The sequence below is a fragment of the Curtobacterium sp. MCSS17_005 genome, assembly GCF_003234225.2.
Classification (GTDB): Bacteria; Actinomycetota; Actinomycetes; order Actinomycetales; family Microbacteriaceae; genus Curtobacterium; species Curtobacterium flaccumfaciens.
The window spans coordinates 23,542-44,188 of sequence record NZ_CP126258.1; the positions used below are offsets into that span (position 1 = coordinate 23,542).

The 20,647-nt window shown below is 71.5% G+C and carries 19 protein-coding genes and 1 tRNA gene; 6 read left to right on the forward strand and 14 right to left on the reverse strand.

Going from position 1 to position 20,647, the window contains the following annotated elements:
* A complete protein-coding gene (locus DEJ20_RS00105) occupies nt 1–552 on the reverse strand; it encodes an FHA domain-containing protein FhaB/FipA (protein WP_111234492.1) in 552 nt (183 codons plus the stop codon).
* Nucleotides 549–1,229: an FHA domain-containing protein gene (locus DEJ20_RS00110; RefSeq protein WP_110863674.1), complete on the reverse strand. Its 681-nt coding sequence runs from the start codon at nt 1,227–1,229 to the stop codon at nt 549–551. The genes DEJ20_RS00105 and DEJ20_RS00110 overlap by 4 nt, the downstream gene beginning before the upstream one ends.
* An 86-nt stretch (nt 1,230–1,315) precedes the next feature.
* Here DEJ20_RS00110 and DEJ20_RS00115 point away from each other — a divergent pair.
* Nucleotides 1,316–1,402 (forward strand) — tRNA-Leu (locus DEJ20_RS00115).
* A gap of 86 nt (nt 1,403–1,488) precedes the next feature.
* On the opposite strand, the gene DEJ20_RS00120 is transcribed toward DEJ20_RS00115, so the two are convergent.
* A complete protein-coding gene (locus DEJ20_RS00120) occupies nt 1,489–1,968 on the reverse strand; it encodes a hypothetical protein (protein ID WP_111234491.1) in 480 nt (159 codons plus the stop codon).
* Nucleotides 1,969–2,058: 90 nt separating this feature from the next.
* On the opposite strand from DEJ20_RS00120, the gene DEJ20_RS00125 reads away from it, so the two are divergent.
* A complete protein-coding gene (locus DEJ20_RS00125) occupies nt 2,059–2,745 on the forward strand; it encodes an NUDIX domain-containing protein (protein ID WP_111234706.1) in 687 nt (228 codons plus the stop codon).
* Here DEJ20_RS00125 and DEJ20_RS00130 read toward each other — a convergent pair.
* Nucleotides 2,728–3,345, reverse strand: a complete 618-nt coding sequence (locus DEJ20_RS00130) for a TetR/AcrR family transcriptional regulator (protein WP_111234490.1) — start codon at nt 3,343–3,345, stop codon at nt 2,728–2,730. The genes DEJ20_RS00125 and DEJ20_RS00130 overlap by 18 nt on opposite strands.
* A gap of 20 nt (nt 3,346–3,365) precedes the next feature.
* Nucleotides 3,366–4,901, reverse strand: coding sequence for a PucR family transcriptional regulator (locus DEJ20_RS00135; protein WP_111234489.1), 1,536 nt, complete (start codon nt 4,899–4,901; stop codon nt 3,366–3,368).
* A gap of 92 nt (nt 4,902–4,993) precedes the next feature.
* On the opposite strand from DEJ20_RS00135, the gene gabT reads away from it, so the two are divergent.
* From gabT to DEJ20_RS00155, 4 genes are all read left to right on the forward strand, one after another.
* Entirely contained in the window at nt 4,994–6,355 is a 1,362-nt protein-coding gene (gabT, locus tag DEJ20_RS00140) for a 4-aminobutyrate--2-oxoglutarate transaminase (protein ID WP_111234488.1), read from the forward strand.
* 68 nt (nt 6,356–6,423) lie between these two features.
* Nucleotides 6,424–7,911 carry an NAD-dependent succinate-semialdehyde dehydrogenase gene (locus DEJ20_RS00145; RefSeq protein ID WP_111234705.1) on the forward strand — a complete coding sequence of 496 codons (1,488 nt, stop codon included), beginning with the start codon at nt 6,424–6,426 and terminating at the stop codon, nt 7,909–7,911.
* On the forward strand, nt 7,908–9,278 hold the full coding sequence (locus DEJ20_RS00150; RefSeq protein WP_111234487.1) for a flavin monoamine oxidase family protein: 1,371 nt from the start codon (nt 7,908–7,910) through the stop codon (nt 9,276–9,278). Before DEJ20_RS00145 ends, DEJ20_RS00150 begins: the two co-directional genes overlap by 4 nt.
* A gap of 76 nt (nt 9,279–9,354) precedes the next feature.
* Nucleotides 9,355–9,513, forward strand: coding sequence for a hypothetical protein (locus DEJ20_RS00155; RefSeq protein WP_155896911.1), 159 nt, complete (start codon nt 9,355–9,357; stop codon nt 9,511–9,513).
* A 333-nt stretch (nt 9,514–9,846) separates the two neighbouring features.
* Here DEJ20_RS00155 and DEJ20_RS00160 read toward each other — a convergent pair whose 3' ends face one another.
* From DEJ20_RS00160 to DEJ20_RS00200, 9 genes are all read right to left on the reverse strand, one after another.
* On the reverse strand, nt 9,847–11,211 hold the full coding sequence (locus tag DEJ20_RS00160; RefSeq protein WP_111234486.1) for an NAD-dependent succinate-semialdehyde dehydrogenase: 1,365 nt from the start codon (nt 11,209–11,211) through the stop codon (nt 9,847–9,849).
* A 22-nt stretch (nt 11,212–11,233) separates the two neighbouring features.
* Complete coding sequence (locus DEJ20_RS00165) at nt 11,234–12,646, reverse strand: APC family permease (protein ID WP_111234485.1); 1,413 nt, start codon at nt 12,644–12,646, stop codon at nt 11,234–11,236.
* Nucleotides 12,647–12,778: 132 nt separating this feature from the next.
* Nucleotides 12,779–13,789, reverse strand: coding sequence for an agmatine deiminase family protein (locus DEJ20_RS00170; RefSeq protein ID WP_111234484.1), 1,011 nt, complete (start codon nt 13,787–13,789; stop codon nt 12,779–12,781).
* Entirely contained in the window at nt 13,786–14,820 is a 1,035-nt protein-coding gene (locus DEJ20_RS00175; protein WP_111234483.1) for a nitrilase-related carbon-nitrogen hydrolase, read from the reverse strand. Before DEJ20_RS00175 ends, DEJ20_RS00170 begins: the two co-directional genes overlap by 4 nt.
* Before the next feature lie 448 nt (nt 14,821–15,268).
* Entirely contained in the window at nt 15,269–15,922 is a 654-nt protein-coding gene (locus tag DEJ20_RS00180; RefSeq protein ID WP_111234482.1) for a DUF1345 domain-containing protein, read from the reverse strand.
* On the reverse strand, nt 15,919–17,286 hold the full coding sequence (locus tag DEJ20_RS00185; RefSeq protein ID WP_111234481.1) for a flavin monoamine oxidase family protein: 1,368 nt from the start codon (nt 17,284–17,286) through the stop codon (nt 15,919–15,921). Before DEJ20_RS00185 ends, DEJ20_RS00180 begins: the two co-directional genes overlap by 4 nt.
* Nucleotides 17,286–18,650: an NAD(P)/FAD-dependent oxidoreductase gene (locus tag DEJ20_RS00190; protein WP_111234480.1), complete on the reverse strand. Its 1,365-nt coding sequence runs from the start codon at nt 18,648–18,650 to the stop codon at nt 17,286–17,288. The genes DEJ20_RS00185 and DEJ20_RS00190 overlap by 1 nt, the downstream gene beginning before the upstream one ends.
* A gap of 2 nt (nt 18,651–18,652) precedes the next feature.
* A complete protein-coding gene (locus DEJ20_RS00195) occupies nt 18,653–20,110 on the reverse strand; it encodes an aspartate aminotransferase family protein (RefSeq protein WP_111234479.1) in 1,458 nt (485 codons plus the stop codon).
* Nucleotides 20,107–20,589, reverse strand: coding sequence for an Lrp/AsnC family transcriptional regulator (locus tag DEJ20_RS00200; protein ID WP_035809531.1), 483 nt, complete (start codon nt 20,587–20,589; stop codon nt 20,107–20,109). The genes DEJ20_RS00195 and DEJ20_RS00200 overlap by 4 nt, the downstream gene beginning before the upstream one ends.
* Nucleotides 20,590–20,647 lie beyond the last annotated feature (58 nt).

The following is a 20,647-nucleotide window of genomic DNA, read 5'->3' on the forward strand; positions in this document are numbered from 1 at the left end:
TTACCGCCGCAGCTCGAACGTCGTCGTCCCGATCGTGATGGGCGTGCCCTCTGCCACGAGGACGGGAGCGCTCACCTTCTGACCGTTGACGAAGGTGCCGTTCGTGGACTCGAGGTCGGTGAGGAGCCAGCCGTCGGCGCGGAGGTCGAGGCGGGCGTGGTTGGTCGAGGTGTAGTCGTCACGGATCACGACGTTGGACTCGCTCGAACGTCCGATCGTGATGGGGCCGCCACCCAGCGGCATCTCCATGCCCTCGCGCGCACCCTCGGTGATGACCAGTCGGGCCGCGGCAGGCGAGGCAGGACGCTGCGCACCACCGGGTTGCCCGATCACGTCGGTGAACGCACCGCTCGAGGCGGGCCCGGGGGTCGCCGCAGCGGGGACGGTGGGGGTGCTGGGCCCGGACGGCGCCGACTTGGGATCGGTCGGGATCGTGCGGACGCGCTGGCCGAAGAGATCGCTGCGCAGGGCGAACACGATCACGAAGACGAACAGCCAGAGCACCGCGAGGAACGCGAAGCGCAGGACGAGCAGGGTCAGGCCTGTGGTCATCGAGCACCTCCGTCGTTCTCCGGGATCACCCGGAACACCATACGGGTACGACCGATCTCGATGGTGGAGTCCGGCTCGACGATCGCCTGCTGGAAGTGCTGACCGTTCAGTTTCGAGCCGTTCGTGGAGCCGAGATCGGTGGCCTGGGCGTGCTTGCCGTCCCACAGCACCTCGACGTGCTTCCGGCTCGTCCCGGTGTCCGCGATGGTGATGTCCGCGTCGCTGCCGCGCCCGATCACCGTGCGCCCGCGGTGCAGTCGGTGTCGCTGCGAGCCGATGTCGAGCACCGGGATCCAGGCCACGTCGCGCTGGACGGTGGTGGAGTCGACCTGCAGGATGCCCGTCGAGAGCGTGCCGTCCTGCTGGAGCCGGATGGTGACCGGGCCGGAGAACGAGTAGTTCTGCGCGACGGCGTGTTGGTGCACCATCTGGGTCAGTTCGTCGATGAGCGGGCGACCGACGTCGTTCATGCGCGTGAAGTCGGGCGGCGCCAGGCGCACGGTGAACTCGTTCGGCACGAGGATGCGTTCACGGGAGACCACCGCGGCCTTTGTGTCGAGCTCCCGCCGCAGGGCGCTCGAGATCTCGACGGGCTGCACCCCGGAGCGGAAGGTCTTGGCGAACGCGCCGTTGACGGCGCGTTCCAACCCTCGCTCGAAGTTGTCCAGCAGGCCCATGCGTCTCCCGTGTCGTCGGTCGTCAACCACTGCATGGTAGTGGTTGGCGTTGACACCCGTCTGTGCGTGGTAGTGTTTCGGGGCTGGCGCGAGTGGCGGAATTGGTAGACGCGCACGGTTCAGGTCCGTGTGCTGGAAACGGCGTGGGGGTTCAAGTCCCCCCTCGCGCACCAGGCGAAGACAGGAAAGGCCCCGGAGGAATCCGGGGCCTTTCCTGTTTCTCGGGCCGGGCCGGGGACGGCCGTCGACGCGTCCGGCCTCAGCCCCGGTCGGCGTCCGTCGTGTGGTCGGCATCCGGCCTGGAGGCACGGCTCGGCCCCGACACGCCGGTTCCGTCGAACCCGTGGTCGGCTCTCCGGGCCGGCTGCGGGGCGAAGAACGGGCGCGCGCTGGGCAGGAACAGCAGGACCGCGGCGACGACCGACAGCGCGATCGTCAGGACCGCGAGTTCGCCGCCGGTGACGCTCAGGAGCGCGCGGAAGGCCGCGACGACGACGAGCACGATGCGCGCGACGCGGGAGCCAGCGGCCGTCCGGAACACCGCCCACGTCACCAGGGCCCAGAGCACCAGGGCGACGATCCCGGCGAGGACCGGCGCCTGGCCGACCGCCGCGTCCGTCGCGAAGAACTGGAGCACCGTGGCCGCGACGCAGGCTGCCACCCACACCAGCCACAGCACGAAGGACACGGTGACCACCTGCGGTCGGTCCGGTCGTCGGAGGATGAACGTCCTGGTCATGCTGCACCGTCCTCTGCCGCTCCCTGGTGCGGCACGTCGAGCGTACCGAGCGGACGGGGTCCTGCCGAGGTGCCCCGCTACGGTGACCGGGTGACCGACGAACGCACGACCGTCCCCCGTCCCGGTGTCGATGTCCCCGACGACCGTGGTCGCACGGGCCTCGACGCCGTGGGCCGTGCCCTCGACCGCAACCCCGACGTCGTCGTGCAGGACGTCGAGGTGGTGTCGAACGGGTGGCACGTGCTCCGCCGCACGACCCTCGACGTCCGGCGCCGTGACGGTCGGTGGGACCGGCAGCAGCGCGAGACCTACGACCGCGGGAACGGTGCGACGGTCCTGCCGTTCGACGCCGAGCGCGGCACCGTCCTGCTCACGCGGCAGTTCCGGTGGCCGGCGTACGTGAACGGACACCCGGACGGCATGTTGATCGAGGCCGCGGCGGGACTGCTCGACGAGGACGACCCCGAGACCGCGGTCCGGCGTGAGGCCGCCGAGGAGCTCGGCATCCGGCTCGGTGCGATCGAGTACCTGGGTGACGTGTTCATGAGCCCCGGATCGGTCACCGAGCGGGTCCACTTCTCCCTCGGCGCGTACACGCCGGCCGACCGGGTCGAGGCCGGTGGCGGCGTGGAGGACGAGGGCGAGGACATCGAGGTGCTCGAGGTGCAGCTCGACGAGGCGCTCGCGATGGTGGCGGACGGTCGGATCGTCGACGGCAAGACGATCATGCTGCTGCAGTGGGTGGCGCTCCGGCGGGTGTCACCCCGACAGGGCTGACCCGTCCAGGCCCACCGCTCGTGCGATCGTCGTGCGGACCAGGCCCTCGCGGATCGGGCGGTCGAGGTAGTCGACCAGGGCGTACCCGTTGGTGGCGTCGACGAGCGCGAAGAGCAGGCGTCCGACGCCGTCCGGGTCGTCGGTGTGCAGTACCCCCGCGCGCACCCCGTCGACGACGACCGTGGTGGCGAGGAGCTGCCAGTCGTCCATGACGTCCCGTGCCGCGGTCGCCAGTGCCGCGTTCGTGCGGCCGATGCTCCACGCGTCGGCCCACAGGGTGGCGACGTCGTCGCGGGCGGGGTCGGCGATGCAGCCGAGCAGGGTGCGGAGACCGGAGACGGGGTCGGGCGCAGCGGTGACGATCGCGCGGACCTCGGCGACCTCGGCGACCGCGACGGTGCGGAACGTCTCACCGACCAGGTCCTCCATGCTCGGGCGGTAGTGGGCGACGAGCGAGGGTGCGACCCCGATCACGGCGGCGACCCCGCGGAGCGTCACCGCCGCGAGGCCCTCGGCACGCGCCAGTTCGACGGCGGCCGCCGTGATCTGGGCTCCGCGTTCGGCCGGGCTCAGGCGCCGGCGGGCCGGTGTCGACGGCATCGTCCCACCGTATCCGCGCGTCACCCGCCCTCGACCACGAAGGCTGCCCAGAGGTCGGCCCGGGTCGAGAAGACGGAGAGGTCACGGTCGAGGAGCCGACCGGCGTGCTCCACCCGGGCGCGGGCGGTGTGCCGGTGGATGCCGAGGACCCGTGCGGTGCGGTCGTACTCGCAGTTCTCCTGCAGCCAGGTCCGGACGGTGCCCGTGAGCTCGGTGCCGACGGTGCGGTCGTGGTCGAGCAGCGGGGCGAGGAAGGCGCGGGCGACCGCACCGGCGTCCACGTCGACGTGGGCGAGGTGGGCGAGCACCCCCTCTCGGGCGAGGTCGCCGAACTCGGTGGTGCCCGGGCGTCCTTCCCGGCGTCGGTCGAGTGCCTGCACGGCCTCGGTGCGGGCGCGTCCGAACGACCGGTACGCGGCGCCGTCGGACAGGCCGGCGCGCAGGTCGAAGCGGTCGACGAGTTCGGCGACGATCCCGGTGTCGTCCGCGTTCACGCAGAGGAACACGGCGTCGTCGACCGCGAAGAACAGGTGCCCCGGCCGGTCCTGCACCCACAGTTCGAGCAGGTCCACCACGGTGTCGAGGTCGTGGTCGGGGACGTCGACGGCCGCGATCCGGACGGGTTCGGCGGGCAGCGGCCCCCACACCTCGCGGGACGTCGCCTGCACCACCTCGGGTTCGCCGACGGACAGCATCGTGAGGAGCCCGGTCCGCAGGAGCCCCCGGGCACGGGCGAGCTCGCGGTTCTGCTGCAGGGCGAGGCCGGCCAGGGCGATCACGGCCGTGACGACCTCGCGTCCGGCCCGGTCGAGGGCTCCGCCGTTCGCGATCGCCAGCACGCCGCTCAGGTGCCCGCCGCTGCCGAGCGTCTGCAGCGTGTACCCGACGCCCCGGTCCGTGGCGACCGGCAGGCTCGCCCGCTGCCCGGAGCGCAGCAGCCGCAGCGCCTCGGTCCGCAGGAGGTCGAGGTCGGCAGCGGGCAGCGCGTCGGCGGGGTGTCCGCGGTCGAGTCGCCCGGAGACGTCGAACAGGCCGACCCACCCGTCGAGCTGCCGGGACAGCTCGGCGATGGTCGCGCCGAGTCCGTCCGGTCGCATCGCGGCGAGCGAGATGGCACGCTGCGCGGCGAGGGCCCAGGCGCCGCGCGCGTTGGCGTCCCGCGCGACCGCTTCGGCGTTGGCCTGCGCGACCGCGATGAAGGACGTCTCGTAGGGCACCTCGAACAGCGGCAGTCCGTGCCGACTGCAGGCGGTGACCAGGGCGTCGGGGGTGCCGGCGCGGACGACCTCGGTGCCGAACCCGAGTGCCACGACACCGCGGTCCACGAGCCGGCGGACGTAGGCCTCGGCGACGTCGTCGCGCACCTCTGCCTCGGCGCCGAACTGCGTGCCGGTCGTGAGCAGCCCCTGTCCCTCGGCGAGGAACGGCGTCGGGTCCTCGAGGTCCGAGCTGTGCAGCCAGGACAGCGGGGCATCGAGGGCGTGCTCGTCCGCGTCCGTGAGCGGGCGCAGGTGGAGTCCACCCCGGTGCAGCAGGGAGCGCAGCGTTGCGGGCATGCCGTCACCCTATCCACCGGGTCGATCCGCCCGGGGGTCGATGTACGCCGCGGACAGTACGAGTGTGCGGTGGTGGCTCCTACCATCGCGGCATGTCCTCCACCGCAGCGTCCGCGACCCGAGCGACCACCGGCGGCCCGTCGCTGCCCCAGGAACGACGGCTCGTCACCGCCGTCCCGGGTCCGCGATCGCAGGAGCTGCTCGCCCGGAAGGCCGGCGCCGTCGCGGCCGGGGTCGGTGTGGCCGTGCCCATCGCGGTCGTCGCGGCCGGTGGCGGCGTCGTGGTCGACGCCGACGGCAACTCGTTCGTCGATCTCGGGTCCGGGATCGCCGTGACGTCGGTCGGCAACGCCCACCCCGGCGTGGTCGCCGCCGTCACCGAGCAGGTCGCCGCCTTCACGCACACGTGCTTCACCATCGCCGCCTACGACGGGTACGTCGCCGTGGCCGAGGCGCTCAACCGTCTGACCCCCGGCGACCACGAGAAGCGGACGGCGCTGTTCAACTCCGGGGCCGAGGCCGTCGAGAACGCCGTCAAGATCGCCCGGAAGCACACCGGTCGGCAGGCCGTCGTCGTGTTCGACCACGCCTACCACGGCCGCACGAACCTGACGATGGCGCTGACCGCGAAGAACCAGCCCTACAAGAACGGCTTCGGGCCGTTCGCACCCGAGGTCTACCGCGTCCCGATGTCGTACCCGTTCCACGACGGGCTGTCGGGCCCCGAGGCGGCGAAGCGTGCGATCAGCCAGATCGAGAAGCAGGTCGGCGCCGAGAACACCGCCGCGGTCCTGATCGAACCGATCCAGGGCGAGGGCGGCTTCGTCGTCCCGGCACCGGGGTTCCTCACCGCGCTGTCCGAGTGGGCCACCGCCAACGGCGTCGTGTTCATCGCCGACGAGGTGCAGACCGGGTTCGCCCGCACCGGCGCGATGTTCGCCAGCGAGCACGAGGGGATCGTGCCCGACGTCGTCACGACCGCGAAGGGCATGGCCGGCGGACTCCCGTTGTCCGGTGTGACCGGGCGCGCGGCGATCATGGACTCCGCCCACGTCGGCGGCCTCGGCGGGACCTACGGCGGCAACCCGATCGCCTGCGCCGCAGCACTCGCGGCCATCGACGCCTTCGAGCACGACGGACTCGTCGAGCGCGCCGGGGCGATCGGCACGGTCCTGCTCGACGCCCTGCGCAGCGCCCAGGCGGACGACCCCCGCATCGGCGACGTCCGCGGCCGCGGTGCGATGGTCGCGATGGAGCTCGTCGACCCCGCCACCGGTGATCCCGACCCCGGGCTCACCGGACGGGTGGTGCGGTACGCGCTCGAGCACGGGGTCATCGCCCTCACGGCCGGCACGTACGGCAACGTCGTGCGCTTCCTGCCGCCGCTGTCGATCGACGACGACCTGCTCCGCGACGGCCTGACCGTCGTCCTCGACGGGCTGGCCGCGTCGTGAGCGCGACCATCCCCGCGACTGCCTGGCCCAGCGTCCCCGACGCCACCGGACCAGCCGCCGAACAGGCGGTGCTCGACCGCGTCCCCACGGGCCTCCTGGTCGACGGTGTCTGGCAGCCGGCGGCCGACGACGCGACCTTCGCCGTCGTCGACCCTGCCACCGGCGAAACACTCCTGCACATCGCCGACGCCTCGCCCGAGGACGGCCGGAAGGCGCTGGACGCCGCCGTCGCCGCACGGCACGGCTGGGCGACCACGCCCCCGCGGCAGCGCGCCGAGGTGCTGCGCCGCGCCTTCGACCTGCTGCAGGAGCGACGCGAGGAGTTCGCGCTCCTGATGACGCTGGAGATGGGCAAGCCCCTGGCCGAGGCCCGCGGCGAGGTCGCGTACGGCGGCGAGTTCCTCCGCTGGTTCTCCGAGGAAGCGGTCCGGATCGGCGGTTCGTACGGCACCAACCCCGAGGGGACCGGCCGCGCCACCGTCGCGCACAAGCCCGTCGGGCCCGCGTTCCTGATCACGCCGTGGAACTTCCCGTTGGCGATGGCGACCCGGAAGATCGCGCCGGCGCTCGCCGCCGGCTGCACCGTCGTCGTGAAGCCGGCCGAACTGACGCCGTTGACCACCCTGCTGTTCGCCGACCTGCTCGTCGAGGCCGGCGTGCCCGCCGGGGTGGTCAACGTCGTCCCGACCACGCACGCGGCCGACGTCTCCGCGCCCGTGATCGCCGACCCCCGCCTGCGGAAGCTGTCGTTCACCGGTTCCACGCCGGTCGGACGCACCCTGCTCGGCCAGGCGGCACAGAACGTGCTCCGGACGAGCATGGAGCTCGGGGGCAACGCCCCGTTCCTGGTGTTCGCCGACGCCGACCTCGACCTGGCGGTGGAGGGCGCGCTCGCCGCGAAGTTCCGGAACACCGGCCAGGCCTGCACCGCCGCGAACCGGTTCCTGGTGCACGAGGACGTCGCCGACGAGTTCACCCGCCGGGTCACCGAACGGGTCGCCGCGATGCGGGTCGGCCGGGGGACCGAGGACGGCGTCGCCATCGGGCCGCTCATCGACGCCCGCGCCGTGGACAAGGCCCACCGCCTGGTCACCGACGCGGTCGAGCGCGGGGCGACGGTCCGGACCGGCGGGCACCCGGTCGACGGGCCCGGCACGTTCTACGCGCCGACCGTCCTGACCGACGTGCAGCCGGGCAGCGCGATCCTCGACGACGAGATCTTCGGGCCGGTGCTCGCGATCCGCACGTTCAGCTCCGAGGACGAGGCCGTGGCCGCCGCGAACGACACCGAGTACGGTCTGGTCGGCTACGCGTTCACCGAGGACCCGGCACGGGGGCAGCGCCTGATGGAGCGGCTCGAGACCGGCATGCTGGGGCTGAACACCGGGGTCGTGTCGAACGCCTCGGCACCGTTCGGCGGCGTGAAGCAGTCCGGCCTCGGTCGCGAGGGCGGCGGCGAGGGCATCGCCGAGTACCTCGAGACCATGTACACGCTGACCCCGGACCCGTTCCGGCACACCGACAGCACCACGACCGCACAAGGAGCAGCTCGATGATCGAGAAGGACGTCGTCGTCATCGGAGCCGGTGTCGCCGGTCTCACCGCCGCGAACCGCCTGCGCGCTGCCGGCCTGCGGGTCGCCGTGCTCGAGGCCCGCGACCGCGTGGGGGGCCGCACCTGGACGAACGACATCGACGGGGTGACCCTGGAGATCGGCGGGCAGTGGGTCTCGCCCGACCAGACCGCACTGCTCGAGACCCTCGACGAGCTCGGCCTGCAGACGTACGACCGGTACCGCGAGGGCTCCAGCGTCTACATCGACGCCGACGGCACCCGGACCGAGTACACCGGCGACATCTTCCCCCTGCCCGAGGCCACGGCGAACGAGATCGAACGGCTCGTCGCCGTCGTCGACGAGTACGTCGCGAAGGTCGACCCGGCGCGCCCCTGGGAGACCCCGGACGCGGCCGCCCTCGACGAAGTCTCGTTCCGCGCCTGGCTGCACGACCTCAGCCCGGACCGGGTCGCGACCGACAACGTCGAGCTGTTCATCGCCGGCGCGATGCTCACGAAGCCCGCGCACGCGTTCTCGGCACTGCAGGCCCTGCTGATGGCGGCGTCCGCCGGCAGCTTCACCAACCTGGTCGACGCCGACTTCATCCTGGACAAGCGGGTCGTCGGCGGCATGCAGCAGGTGTCCGAGCGGCTCGCCGAGCGCCTCGGCGACGACGTGCACCTGAACGCACCGGTCCGGACGCTGCGCTGGAGCGACGACGGGGTCGTCGCCCTCGCCGACGGCGGGATCGAGGTGCTCGCCCGACAGGCCCTCGTCGCGGTCCCGCCGCCCCTGTACTCACGGATCTCGTACGAGCCGCCGCTGCCCCGACGCCAGCACCAGCTGCACCAGCACCTGTCCATGGGCTTCGTGATCAAGGTGCACGCCGTCTACGACCGCCCCTTCTGGCGTGCGGCGGGCCTGTCCGGCACCGCGTTCAGCCCGTACGAGGTCGTGCACGAGGCGTACGACAACACCTCGCACGGTTCCGAGCAGGGGACCCTGGTCGGGTTCGTCTCCGACCAGCACGCCGACGACCTTTTCGCGCTGTCGACCGAGGAGCGCCGGGCCCGGGTGCTCGCCTCGCTGGCGCACTACTACGGCGACGAGGCCCTGTCCCCGGTCGTCTACTACGAGAGCGACTGGGGCACCGAGGAGTGGACGCGCGGCGCCTACGCGGCGAGCTTCGACCTGGGCGGGCTCGTCCGCTACGGCGCCGACCAGCGTGCCGCGGTCGGTCCGATCCGGTTCGCGTCGAGCGACCTGGCCGGGCAGGGCTACCAGCACGTCGACGGTGCCGTGCGCATCGGTCGCGAGGTCGCCGAGGAGATCCTGGTGGCCGTTCCGCAGGCCGCTGCGACGCGGTAACCACCTCGGTGGGTCACGGCTGAGTGACCTGTCCAGGTACTGACGTACCCAGGCGCTCGCGCGTACCGTTCGGGCCATGAGTGACGCAGCGAACGGGTCCAGCGACCCCACGAAGGACCAGGAGCAGTACACCGAGGACCTGCCGGACGGGTCGCCCACGGGCGACGCGACGGAGGACCCGCAGCAGGACAGCGACACGGACTCCGGCGGCGAGCCCGCCGACCCGCAGCAGTAGCGGCGACCGCACGGCGGCGCGGTGGTGCGGCGGCGCGGCGGCGTGAGACGCCGGCGTGTTCGCTCGACGCCTCCACGTCAGCGAGACGCCGCCGGCTCCGGCGGCGTCTCGCGCGTTCCGCGGCGTCGAAGCGTGACGACGGCGTCTTCCGGTGGCGACGTGGGAGCGGCGACCGACGAGCGGACGGGAGGCGCGGTGCCAGCTGGCACCGCGCCTCCCGTCCGTCGTGGGTCCGGCTGCAACACACCGGCGTCTTAATCGGACGCCGTCCCGTCGGCGAGACGCCGGCGGATTCGGCGGCGTCTGGCGGAGACGCCGGCGTCTCCGCGCCGGTCAGCCGATGCGGATCAGCTTCTTGTTCACGAACTCGTCGGCCCCCAGGGGGCCGAGCTCGCGGCCGAAGCCGCTGCCCTTGACGCCACCGAACGGCAGCTCCGGGCTGTCCGCGCCGACGATGTTCACGTAGACCATGCCGGCCTCGATCCGGTCGGCGACCCGGAGTGCCTGGTCGGCGTCGGTGGTGAACAGGTACGAGCCGAGGCCGTACGGGGTGTCGTTGGCCAGCGCGATCGCCGCGTCCTCGTCGGCGACGCGGTACACGGCGGCGACGGGGCCGAAGAACTCCTCGCGGTAGGCGTCGTTGTCCGGCGTGACGTCGGTCAGGATCGTCGGCAGGAAGGCGTTGCCCTGGCGATCGCCGCCGGTCACGACCGTCGCACCCTGCGCGACGGCGGCAGCGAGCTGCTCCTGCAGCCGATCGGCCGCGGCCGGGGACGACAACGGACCGAGTTCGGCACCGGGCACGCTCGGGTCCGTCGGTTCGACCGCCGACATCGCCGCGGTGAACTTCGTCAGGAAGTCGTCGTACAGGCCGTCGACCACCAGGAACCGCTTCGGAGCGTTGCAGACCTGGCCGTTGCCCTCGAGCCGGGTGGTGACGGCGGACTCGACGACGGCGTCCAGGTCGTCGGTGGACAGCACGATGAAGGGGTCGGAGCCGCCGAGTTCGAGCACCACCTTCGTCAGGTTCCGGCCGGCGATCTCGGCGACCGCGGCACCGGCGCGCGCCGAACCGGTGAGCGAGACACCCTGCACGCGCGGGTCGGCGATGACGTCGGCGACCTGGTCGTTCGTCGCGAACACGTTCGTGTAGGCCCCGGCCGGGAAGCCGGCGTCGTGGAAGATCCGCTCGATGGCCAGGGCGGACTCCGGGCACTGCGGTGCGTGCTTCAGCAGGACGGTGTTGCCGATGACCAGGTTCGGTCCGGCGAACCGGGCGATCTGGTAGGCGGGGAAGTTCCACGGCATGATGCCGAGCACGACGCCGATGGAGGCCTTGCGGATGAACGCGGACCCCTCGGACCCGTCCGCCAGGGTGATCGGCTGGTCCGCCAGGAACTCCGACGCGTGATCCGCGTAGTAGTCGTAGATGTCGGCGCAGAAGTCGACCTCGCCCTCGGCCTGGTCGATCGGCTTCGCCATCTCGCGCACGATCGTGGCGGCGAGTTCGGCGTGCCGCTCACGGTACAGGTCCGCGACCCGGTGGAGCAGGGCTGCGCGGTCGGCGACCGTCGTCGTCCGTGACCACTCGGTGTGCGTGCGGTCGGCGGCTGCGACGGCGTCGTGCAGCTCGGCGTCCGTGATGGTCGGGTAGGTCTCGAGGGTCGTGCCCGTGGTGGGGTCGGTGACGGCGTACATGGCGTCCTCTCGTGGTGGCCGGTCAGGCCTGGTCGGTCAGCTGCTTGTTCACACCGGTGACGGGCTGGTTCTCGTCGAAGCCCTTCGGTGCGACCCGGAAGCCCTTGGTGATGACGAGCAGGTAGACGAACCCGATCGCCGCCCACACTCCTCCTGCGATCAGGGCGTCGGCATGGAGCTGTGACCAGAGCACCCCGGTCAGGAGCATCGCGACCCCCGGCAGCACGATGTAGCGCCAGCGGTCGCCCGCCGTGTGCCGACGCCCGTTCCGGATCGCGAAGTGCACGATCACGGTGGCGTTGACGAAGGTGAACGCGATGAGTGCGCCGAAGTTGATGTAGGCCGCGATCGTGTCGAGCGAGAAGCTCATTGCCAGCAGGGTGACCGCGCCGACGAAGACGACGTTGAACACCGGGGTGTGCGTGCGAGGGTGCACGTAGCCGAAGACCCGCTTCGGCAGCACGTTGTTCCGGCCCATCACCATGAGCATGCGGGCGACGCTGGCGTGCGACGCGAGACCCGAGGCGAGCGCGGCGACGAACCCGGCCGACACCAGGACCGCCTGGAACACCGGACCGCCGACGAGCAGGCCGATCTGGGGGAGCGGGTCGTCGGTGAACTCGCCGAACGGTGCGTTGGTGGGGAAGCGGAGCTGGGCGAAGTAGGCGGAGACCAGGAAGATCGCGCCGCCGAGTAGGACGGTCAGCATGATCGCCTTCGGCATGATGCGGATGGACTTCGCCTCTTCCGTGTACATCGTCACGGCGTCGAAGCCGATGAACGAGAAGCACACCACCGTCGCCCCGGTGAGCAGGGCCGACATCGTCACGCCGTCGTGGACGAAGGGTTCGGCGCTGACGATCGTGCCCGCACCCGCGCCCTGGGAGAGCTCGATGACGGTGAAGACCACGAACGCGATCATCGCCAGGACCGCACTGATGAGCAGCACCATGTTCAGGTTCGACGTGCCGCGCATCGACAGGCAGATCACCGTCGTCACGAAGACCGAGTAGACGACGACGGTCACCCACGGGGGCAGCCCCGGGAACACCTGCTCCAGGTAGAGCCGGATGATCAGGGCGTTCACCATCGGCAGCAGCAGGTAGTCGAGCAGCGACGTCCAGCCGACCATGAAGCCGAGGTTCGGGTGCATCGACTCCCGGACGTACGTGTACGCCGACCCGGCCGCGGGGTAGACGCGCACCATCTTCCCGTAGCTGATCGCGGTGAGCGCCATGATGACCAGGGCGATCAGGTACGCGCTCGGCACCGCGCCGTCGGTCTGCTCGGAGACGATGCCGAAGGTGTCGAACACGACCGTCGGGGTCATGTAGCCGAGGCCGAGTCCGACGATCGCCCAGAGCCCGAGGCTCCGCTTCAGCGACCCGCCGCGCACCGGTGCTGCCGGCGCGGTGACCGCGATCGGTGATGCCATGTGACTTCCCTGCTCTTCGGGGCCGGGCAGCGTTGCCCGATCAGTTCGGAGCACCATACCGACGGGTCGGCAGTGGGCGGACCGGCCGCGGTGTACAGGTGATCGGCACCCGCTGTACACCGCGGCAGTGGTTCAGGCCACCGGTTGCTGCTGCGTGATGCAGTGCAGGCCACCACCCCGCGCGAACACCTGTCGCGCGTCGATCGAGCGGACCCGTCGGCCCGGGTACACCTCGGCGAGGATGCCCCTGGCGCGGTCGTCAGCGACCGGGTCGCCGAAGGCGCAGGCGATCACCCCACCGTTCACCACGACGTGGTTCACGTAGTTCCAGTCCACCGGCCCACCGTCGTCCGACAGCGTCGAGGGGGCCGGCAACTCGATGATCGTCGCGTCGGTCGCCTGCTCGAGCGCTCGCCGGATCTGGGGCATGACCAGGTGGTCGGGGTGGCCGGCATCCGGCTGGGCGTGCAGCAGGACCGTGCCCGGGTCGGCGAAGGTCGCCACCATGTCGACGTGGCCCCGGGTGCCGAAGCCGTCGTAGTCGCGCGTCAGACCGCGGGGCAGCCAGACCACCCGGGTGGCGCCGATCGTGCGCGCCAGCTCCAGCTCGACGCGCTCCCGGTCGGCGTACGGGTTCCGGCGCGGGTCGAGCTGCACCGTCTCCGTCACGAGCACGGTGCCGGCGCCGTCGACGTGGATCGCCCCGCCCTCGTTGACGAGCAACGACGGGATCCGCGTGGCTCCCGCAGCACGGGCGACCGTCGCGGCGACCTCGGCGTCACGGGTCCAGGTCGACCACGGGTTCGCGCCCCAGCCGTTGAAGACCCAGTCCACGGCGCCGAGCTCACCGGTCACGTCGTCGACGACGAACGTCGGGCCGATGTCGCGCATCCAGAAGTCGTCGAGCGGCGCCTCGAGCACGTCCACGCCGGACGACAGCAGGCGACCGGCATCGGACCGTGCGACCGGGTCCACGACGACGGTCACCGGCTGGTGCTCACTGATCGTGTTGGCCGTGGTCGCCCACGCCGTCCGCGCGGCCTCGGCGCTCGCCGCGTCGTCGCCGAGCGTCAGGCCGGGGCGCGGGAACGCCATCCAGGTGCGTTCCTGCGGAGCCGTCTCGGGAGGCATCACCCACGTCATGCGCGCGCCCCGCGCCCGGCGGTGGCCGGTTCCACGGCCAGGGCCGCGTCGATCGCGTCGCGTGCGCCGTACGCGTGGCGTTGCTCGTCGACGGGGTCGACGAGCCCGACGTACAGGTCGGGGCGACGGGTCAGGTAGAAGGGGAACAGCCGGAGCCACTCCGTCCGGGCGTCGAGGTCGAGGTCGGCGACGAGCACCACGCTCGCGTCACGGGGCGCCTCGACGAGCACCCGGCCGAACGGGTCCGAGATGAAGGACGAGCCGTAGAAGGTGATGTCGCCCTCGTCGCCGCACCGGTTCGGCACGACCATGAACTGCCCGGCCGTGATGCCGTTCGCCACGATCACCCGCTGCCAGATCGGCGCGGTGTCGAAGTCGGGGAAGGTCGGTTCGGAGCCGATCGCCGTCGGGTACACGAGCACCTCGGACCCGGCGAGGCCGTAGGACCGGGCCACCTCGGGGAACCACTCGTCCCAGCACGTCGGCAGCCCGAGACGCGCGCCGAGTCCGGCGGGCTCGTACACGGGGAAGGCATCGTCGTCGGTCCCCGGGCGGAAGTACGTGTCCTCGTGGTAGCCGGCGCTGATCGGGATGTGGGTCTTCCGGGTCCGGCCGACCAGGGTGCCGTCGGGAGCGACGAGGACGGCGGTGTTGTAGCCGCGGGGGTCGTCGGGCTGGTCGTCGTCGTCCGGCCGCTCGTAGAGCGAGGCGTGCACGAACACGCCGTGCTCGATCGCCTGGGCACGCGCGAAGGTGATGGTCGGACCGTCCTGCAGCGACTCGGCGAGGTCCTTCGGGGTCCCGCTCGCCGGGGTGTCACCCGGGTAGCGGCGCAGCGTGAGTTCGGGCAGGAACACCGCGGTGGCACCGTTCGCTGCGGCGGTCGCGATGCCGTCGGCGAGCTGGGCCAGGTGCTCGTCCGGGTCGGGGAGCCACCGCACCTGCACGAGGGCGACGCGGAGGGACCGGCGGGGTGCGCTGGTGTCGACGTGCAGCGGCGACGGGAGCGAGGGTGCGGTGACGACGTCCATGCGGCCATTGTTGATCACGCGGTCAATTGAAGCAAGACCCCGGCTTGGTCGTCGGATATCAGCATGCTGGTCCCGGGTTCGTGTCGTCGCCGGGACGTGGGCCCGGGCAGAGAAGAAGCCCACCACTGCAGCAACAGTGGTGGGCTTCGATTTGTCCTCCGAGTGGAGAACGAGGGACGAACTGGGTCCCGAGCCTGAAACTCGGAGCCAGTGTAACGCGCTCGTCGAGCGAGTTGCATCCCTCGGCCTGCACTTCTCGTGTCCGCCGGCGCTGACACGAAGGTGGTCCGATGTCGAACGACACCGAACCGCGTCGCGGCCGTCCAGTGCCGTGGCTGGGGATCGCGAGCTTGCTCGTGACCGTGGCCCGGTTCCTGGTCGAGCTGTGGCGCAAGGGCTGAGCCCCAGGGCACCCCGCGCATCTCGCGCGGGGTGCCCGTCGGGTGGGTCAGCTGATGATGTTGACCGCGCGCGAGATGACCAGCGCCAGCAGGATGAACCCACTCAGTGCCTGGTACGCCATGATCATCTTCGCCCGGACGGTCATCGGCATCGTGTCCGTCGGGCTGAACGCCATCATGTTCGTCATCACCACGTAGAGGTAGTCGAGGTAGACCGGCCGCCAGTCCGCGGTCTTCGGGTCGGTCTCCTGGGGGAACTGGAAGTCCGCCTCGGCCGTCGCCCACAGTTCGGGGCGCCGCCGTGCCACCGGACCCCCGCGGTCGAGCTCCCAGTAGACGAGCCCGAACACGATGATCGTGCTCACCCACACCTGCAGTGCGGTGAGCAGCACGGCCGCACCGTCCGCGTGGCCGCCGAGCAGCTCGGTGATGGTCCGGATGACGGTGAGCTGGCTGGCGACGGTGAGCAGGACCGCCAACGTGAACGACAACCACCGGGACCAGGTGGTCTCGCGCGTCAGACGCCGCGGGTTGAAGACGATGAGCGGCGTGAGCAGCAGGACGCCCAGGACGGGCACCACCCACGACGGGAAGAACAGCACCTCGTCGGGCAGGAACAGGCTCAGCGCCAGGTTCACCAGGACCGCGACGGCGACCGGTGCCCGGTGTTCGTGTCTCGGTCGGGTCCTCGTCGGGGTCACGGAGCGAGTGTCGCACGGGCCGACACCGTGGAGAGCGGGTCCGCGAGCGAGAGCGGCTCGACCTCGGTGCCGAGCAGCCGCCCGGCCGCCCGCAGCCCGGACAGCAGCGCACCGTGCACCGTCGCCGGGTCGTCGCTCCACGTGGCCTCGCCGGCGAGCTGCACCCGGCCGGACGGGGTGCCGAGCAGGTCGTGGTCGTCGGGTGACGCCCCGACGTGCAGGTACGAGTACGAGCCCCGCGAGAACGGGTCCTCGGCCCACCGGGTGATCCGGACCGCCTCGGGCTGGGGGACGGACGGGCCGAACATCTTCCGCAGCGCTGCCACCCCCTCGTCGACGACCATGGCGTCCGGCAGGGTCTCGAGCCGACGTGCTCCGGCACCACCGACCAGGGCGGCGAGCACCGGCGCACCGGTCACCCGGGACATGTCGTACCAGGAGTGCCAGTCGACGCCGGCGGACCCCTGCTGCCGGACCACCCACGAGTCGCCCCAGAACCGTGTGGGGAACCGCAGGAACACCTTGTCGTAGGTGCCCATCCCGAGCCGGTCGAGCGCTCCGGTCACCGGCGCGGACAGGGGCGGGTCGAAGACCACGTCGCCGGCCTGCAGCACCCCGAGCGGCACGGTGACGACCACCTGCGGGGCGGCGACGGTGGTGCCGTCGGCGAGCCCCACGGTCACGGATTCGCCGGCCTGGGTCACCGACCGCACGACCGACGACAGCCGGACGTCGAGACCCTCGGCCAGCGCGCGGGCGTACTGCGCGTAGCCGCCGGGGAACACCACCTCGTCACCGGGGACGTGCTCCTCGTCGAGGCCGTGCGCGTCGAGGACGGTCACGGGGGCACCGCAGAGGTCCTCGGAGCGGTGGGCCGTGTACTCGCGGACGCGCGCTGCTCGGTCGCCCTGCCACCGCAGCGAGCGGATCACGGTGTCGACGGCGGCCGCGTAGGTCGAGGGCGGGGGAGCGTGCGCGACGACGGCGTCGAGGACCGCGTCGACGGTGTGCAGGTCCGCGACGAACGCCGATGTGTCCTCGGCGGAGAGTGCGGCACCGGACGGGTCGTGCCACGCGATCGGTCGGCCGTCGAACTGGAAGCTGCCGACCGTGAACTCCACGGTGTCGATGCCGAACGCCGACGCCAGGGCCCAGAGCGGGTTGCCGTCGACCCCGTGGATCCACGAGGCGCCGAGGTCGACCGGCACCCCGAGTGACGAATCGGTCCAGGTGCGCCCGCCGATCCGGTCGCGGGCCTCGAGCACGACGACCCGCTGCCCGCCGAGTGCGAGCGCCCGGGCGGCGGCGAGTCCCGCGACCCCCGCCCCGACGACCACGACGTCGGCGTCGAGACCAGCAGCCATCAGTGCCCTCCGGTCAGCGGTGCCATCAGCCGGGCCGCCAGACTCGGCCGCCCGGTCAGCGCTTCTTCGCGGTCGGCCAGGTCGGTCGCGACGAGTCCCGCGTTCGCGCCGAGGAACCGCAGTGGCTCGGGCTCCCAGTCGGGCGATCGGTGGTTCACCCACGGCAGCGCGGTCAGTGCCGTCGACTCCCCGCGCACGAGGTCGGCGAGGGTCCGTCCGGCCAGGTTCGTCGTCGACAGGCCGTCCCCGACGTACCCGCCGGCGCTGCCGACGTGTCCGTCCCAGGTCACCGAGGCGCACCAGTCGCGCGGCACCCCGAGCGGGCCGCCCCACGTGTGGGTGACCGGGGCGTCCGCGACGACGGGGAACAGGTCGACCAGGGCCCTCCGCAGGTGCTCGAACACCCGCGGCACCCGGTCGTACCCGGGCGTGATCGCGGACCCCCAGTGGTAGCGGGCTCCGCGGCCACCGAACGCCAGCCGGTCGTCGGCCGTACGCTGCCCGTACACGAGCAGGTGCCGGTAGTCGGAGAACGTCTGCCCGTGCTCGAGTCCGATGCGTTCCCACGCGGATGCCGGCAGCGGGGCCGTCGCGATCATGAGCGAGTACAGCGGCAGGATCCGCCGCTTCGTCTGCTCCAGCTGGGCACCGTAGCCCTCGACCGCGATCACCACGGCGCCCGCCGTGACGGTGCCGCGCGACGTGACCACACGCCCGCGATCCCAGGACGAGACGGGCGTGCGCTCCGCGATGCGGACGCCACGGGCCTCCAGGGCGGCCGCGAGGCCACGCACCAACGCGGCGGGCTGCACGCGCGCGCAGTCCGGGGTCCACGCGACCCCCGCCGATCCGGCGGCGTCACCCGGTCGAGCGGCCCGCCACGTCATGTCGTCGCCCCATGTCGCGGAGGACGCGACCTCGTCGTGGGCGGCGCGTTCCTGCACGGCGGAGCGTGCGTAGAGGACGGTCCCGCCCTTCACGTAGTCGCAGTCGACCTCGGCTTCGGACGCTGCGCGGCCGACCTCGTCGACGGTGTCGCGCATCGCTGCGCGGAGCGCGAGGGCGGCGTCCCGCCCGTGCTCCTCGGCGATCGCAGAGGCGGACCGCGGGAACAGCGCCGAGCACCAGCCGCCGTTGCGACCGGACGCGCCGAAGCCGGCGATCTCGCGTTCCAGGACGACGATCTGGAGGCCCGGATCGGCCTGGTGCAGGTACCACGCGGTCCAGAGACCCGTCAGTCCACCACCCACGATCGCGACGTCGGCCGTCGTGTCGCCGTCGAGCGGCGGCCGGGGCGTCAGGTCGTCGCGTCCGGTGGACGCGAGCTGGTCGAGCCAGAACGAGACGCCCCGGTAGCCGCTCACGGTCAGATCTTCGTCCAGGCCTCGGACAGGACACTGCGCAGGATCGACGTCATCTCGCGGAACTCCGGCTGCCCGATCGTCAGCGGCGGTGCGAGCTGCACGACGGGGTCACCGCGGTCGTCCGCACGGCAGTACAGCCCCGCGTCGAAGAGTGCCTTCGACAGGAACCCGCGCAGCAGCCGCTCGGACTCGTCGTCGTCGAAGGTCGTCTTGGTGGCCTTGTCCTTGACGAGCTCGATGCCGTAGAAGTAGCCGTCACCGCGGACGTCCCCGACGATCGGCAGGTCGAGCAGGGTGTCGAGCTCGGCGCGGAAGAGCGGGGCGTTCTGCTGCACGTTGGCGAGCAGCCCTTCTTCCTCGAAGATGTCGAGGTTCTCCATCGCGACGGCGGCCGACACCGGGTGCCCCCCGAACGTGTAGCCGTGGTAGAAGGTCGTGTCCCCCTTGGAGAACGGCTCGAACAGGCGATCGCTGATGATCGTCGCGCCGATCGGGGAGTACCCGGAGGTCATCGCCTTGGCGCACGTGATCATGTCCGGCACGAAACCGTAGGTGTCGCAGGCGAACATCGTGCCGATACGGCCGAAGGCGCAGATGACCTCGTCCGAGACGAGCAGCACGTCGTACTCGTCGCAGATCTCGCGCACCCGCTGGAAGTACCCGGGCGGCGGGGTGAAGCAGCCGCCGGAGTTCTGCACCGGCTCAAGGAACACCGCGGCGACGGTGTCGGGGCCCTCGAACTCGATCATCTCGCGGATGCGCTCCGCCGCCCAGAAGCCGAACTGCTCCTCGGTGCCGCCGGGGAAGCCCATCTCCTCGGCGCGGTACGAGTTCGTGTTCGGTACCCGGAAGCCACCGGGGGTCAGGGGCTCGAACATCTCCTTCATCGCCGGGATGCCGGTGATCGCCAGGGCGCCCTGCGGGGTGCCGTGGTAGGCGACCGCACGGGAGATCACCTTGTGCTTCATCGGCTTGCCCTGGAGCTTCCAGTAGTACTTCGCGAGCTTGAAGGCGGTCTCCACCGCCTCGCCGCCGCCGGTGGAGTAGAAGACCTTGTTGAGGTCACCGGGGGCGTGCTCGGCCAGCCGGTCGGCGAGCTCGATCGCCGCGGGGTGCGCGTACGACCAGATCGGGAAGAAGCTCAGCGTCTCCGCCTGCTTCGCGGCCATCTCGGCCAGGCGCTTCCGCCCGTGCCCGGCAGCGACGACGAACAGGCCGGACAGCCCGTCGATGTACTCCTTGCCGTGGCTGTCGTAGACGTGGTGGCCCTCGCCGCGCACCATGATCGGCACGTCGGCACCGGCCTGGTTCGCGCCGTGCCGGGCGAAGTGCATCCACAGGTGGTCCCGGGACTTCCGCTGCAGGTCGGCGTCGTCGACCGGTGCGAACGGGTCGTAGGAGTGGAGGCGGGGGGCCGGGCCCGTCGTGGTCCGGCCTGTGGCCTGTTCGGAGATGGTCATCGCGTTCCCCAGTCGTAGAGCTGTTTGCGGAGTTGCAGGTAGACGAAGGTCTCGGTGCCGGCGACGCCCGGGATGGCCCGGATGGTGCCGTTGAGCAGTTCGATCAGGTCGTCGTCGTCCTCGCACACGACCTCGACCATCAGGTCGAAGCTGCCGGCGGTCATCACGAGGTAGTCGACCGCCGGCAGCTGTTCCAGGGCATCGGCGACGGTTCGGGTGTCGCCGCTGACCCGGATGCCGATCATCGCCTGGCGGTGGAAGCCCAGTTGCATCGGGTCGGTGACCGCGACGATCTGCATGACGCCGGTCTCGGTCAGCTTCTGCACACGCTGCCGGACCGCCGCTTCACTGAGACCGACGGCCTTGCCGATCTCGCCGTACGGGCGGCGCCCGTCCGCCTGGAGTTGTTCGATGATCCGCTTCGAGGTGTCGTCGATCGGTCCCGGACGTCGTGGTGCTGCCGCCATGCCGGACAGCATGGCAGCGAGGTTCGGGGTGCGCAAGGGATTCCGTTGTGAACACCGTGTTTCGCGACGA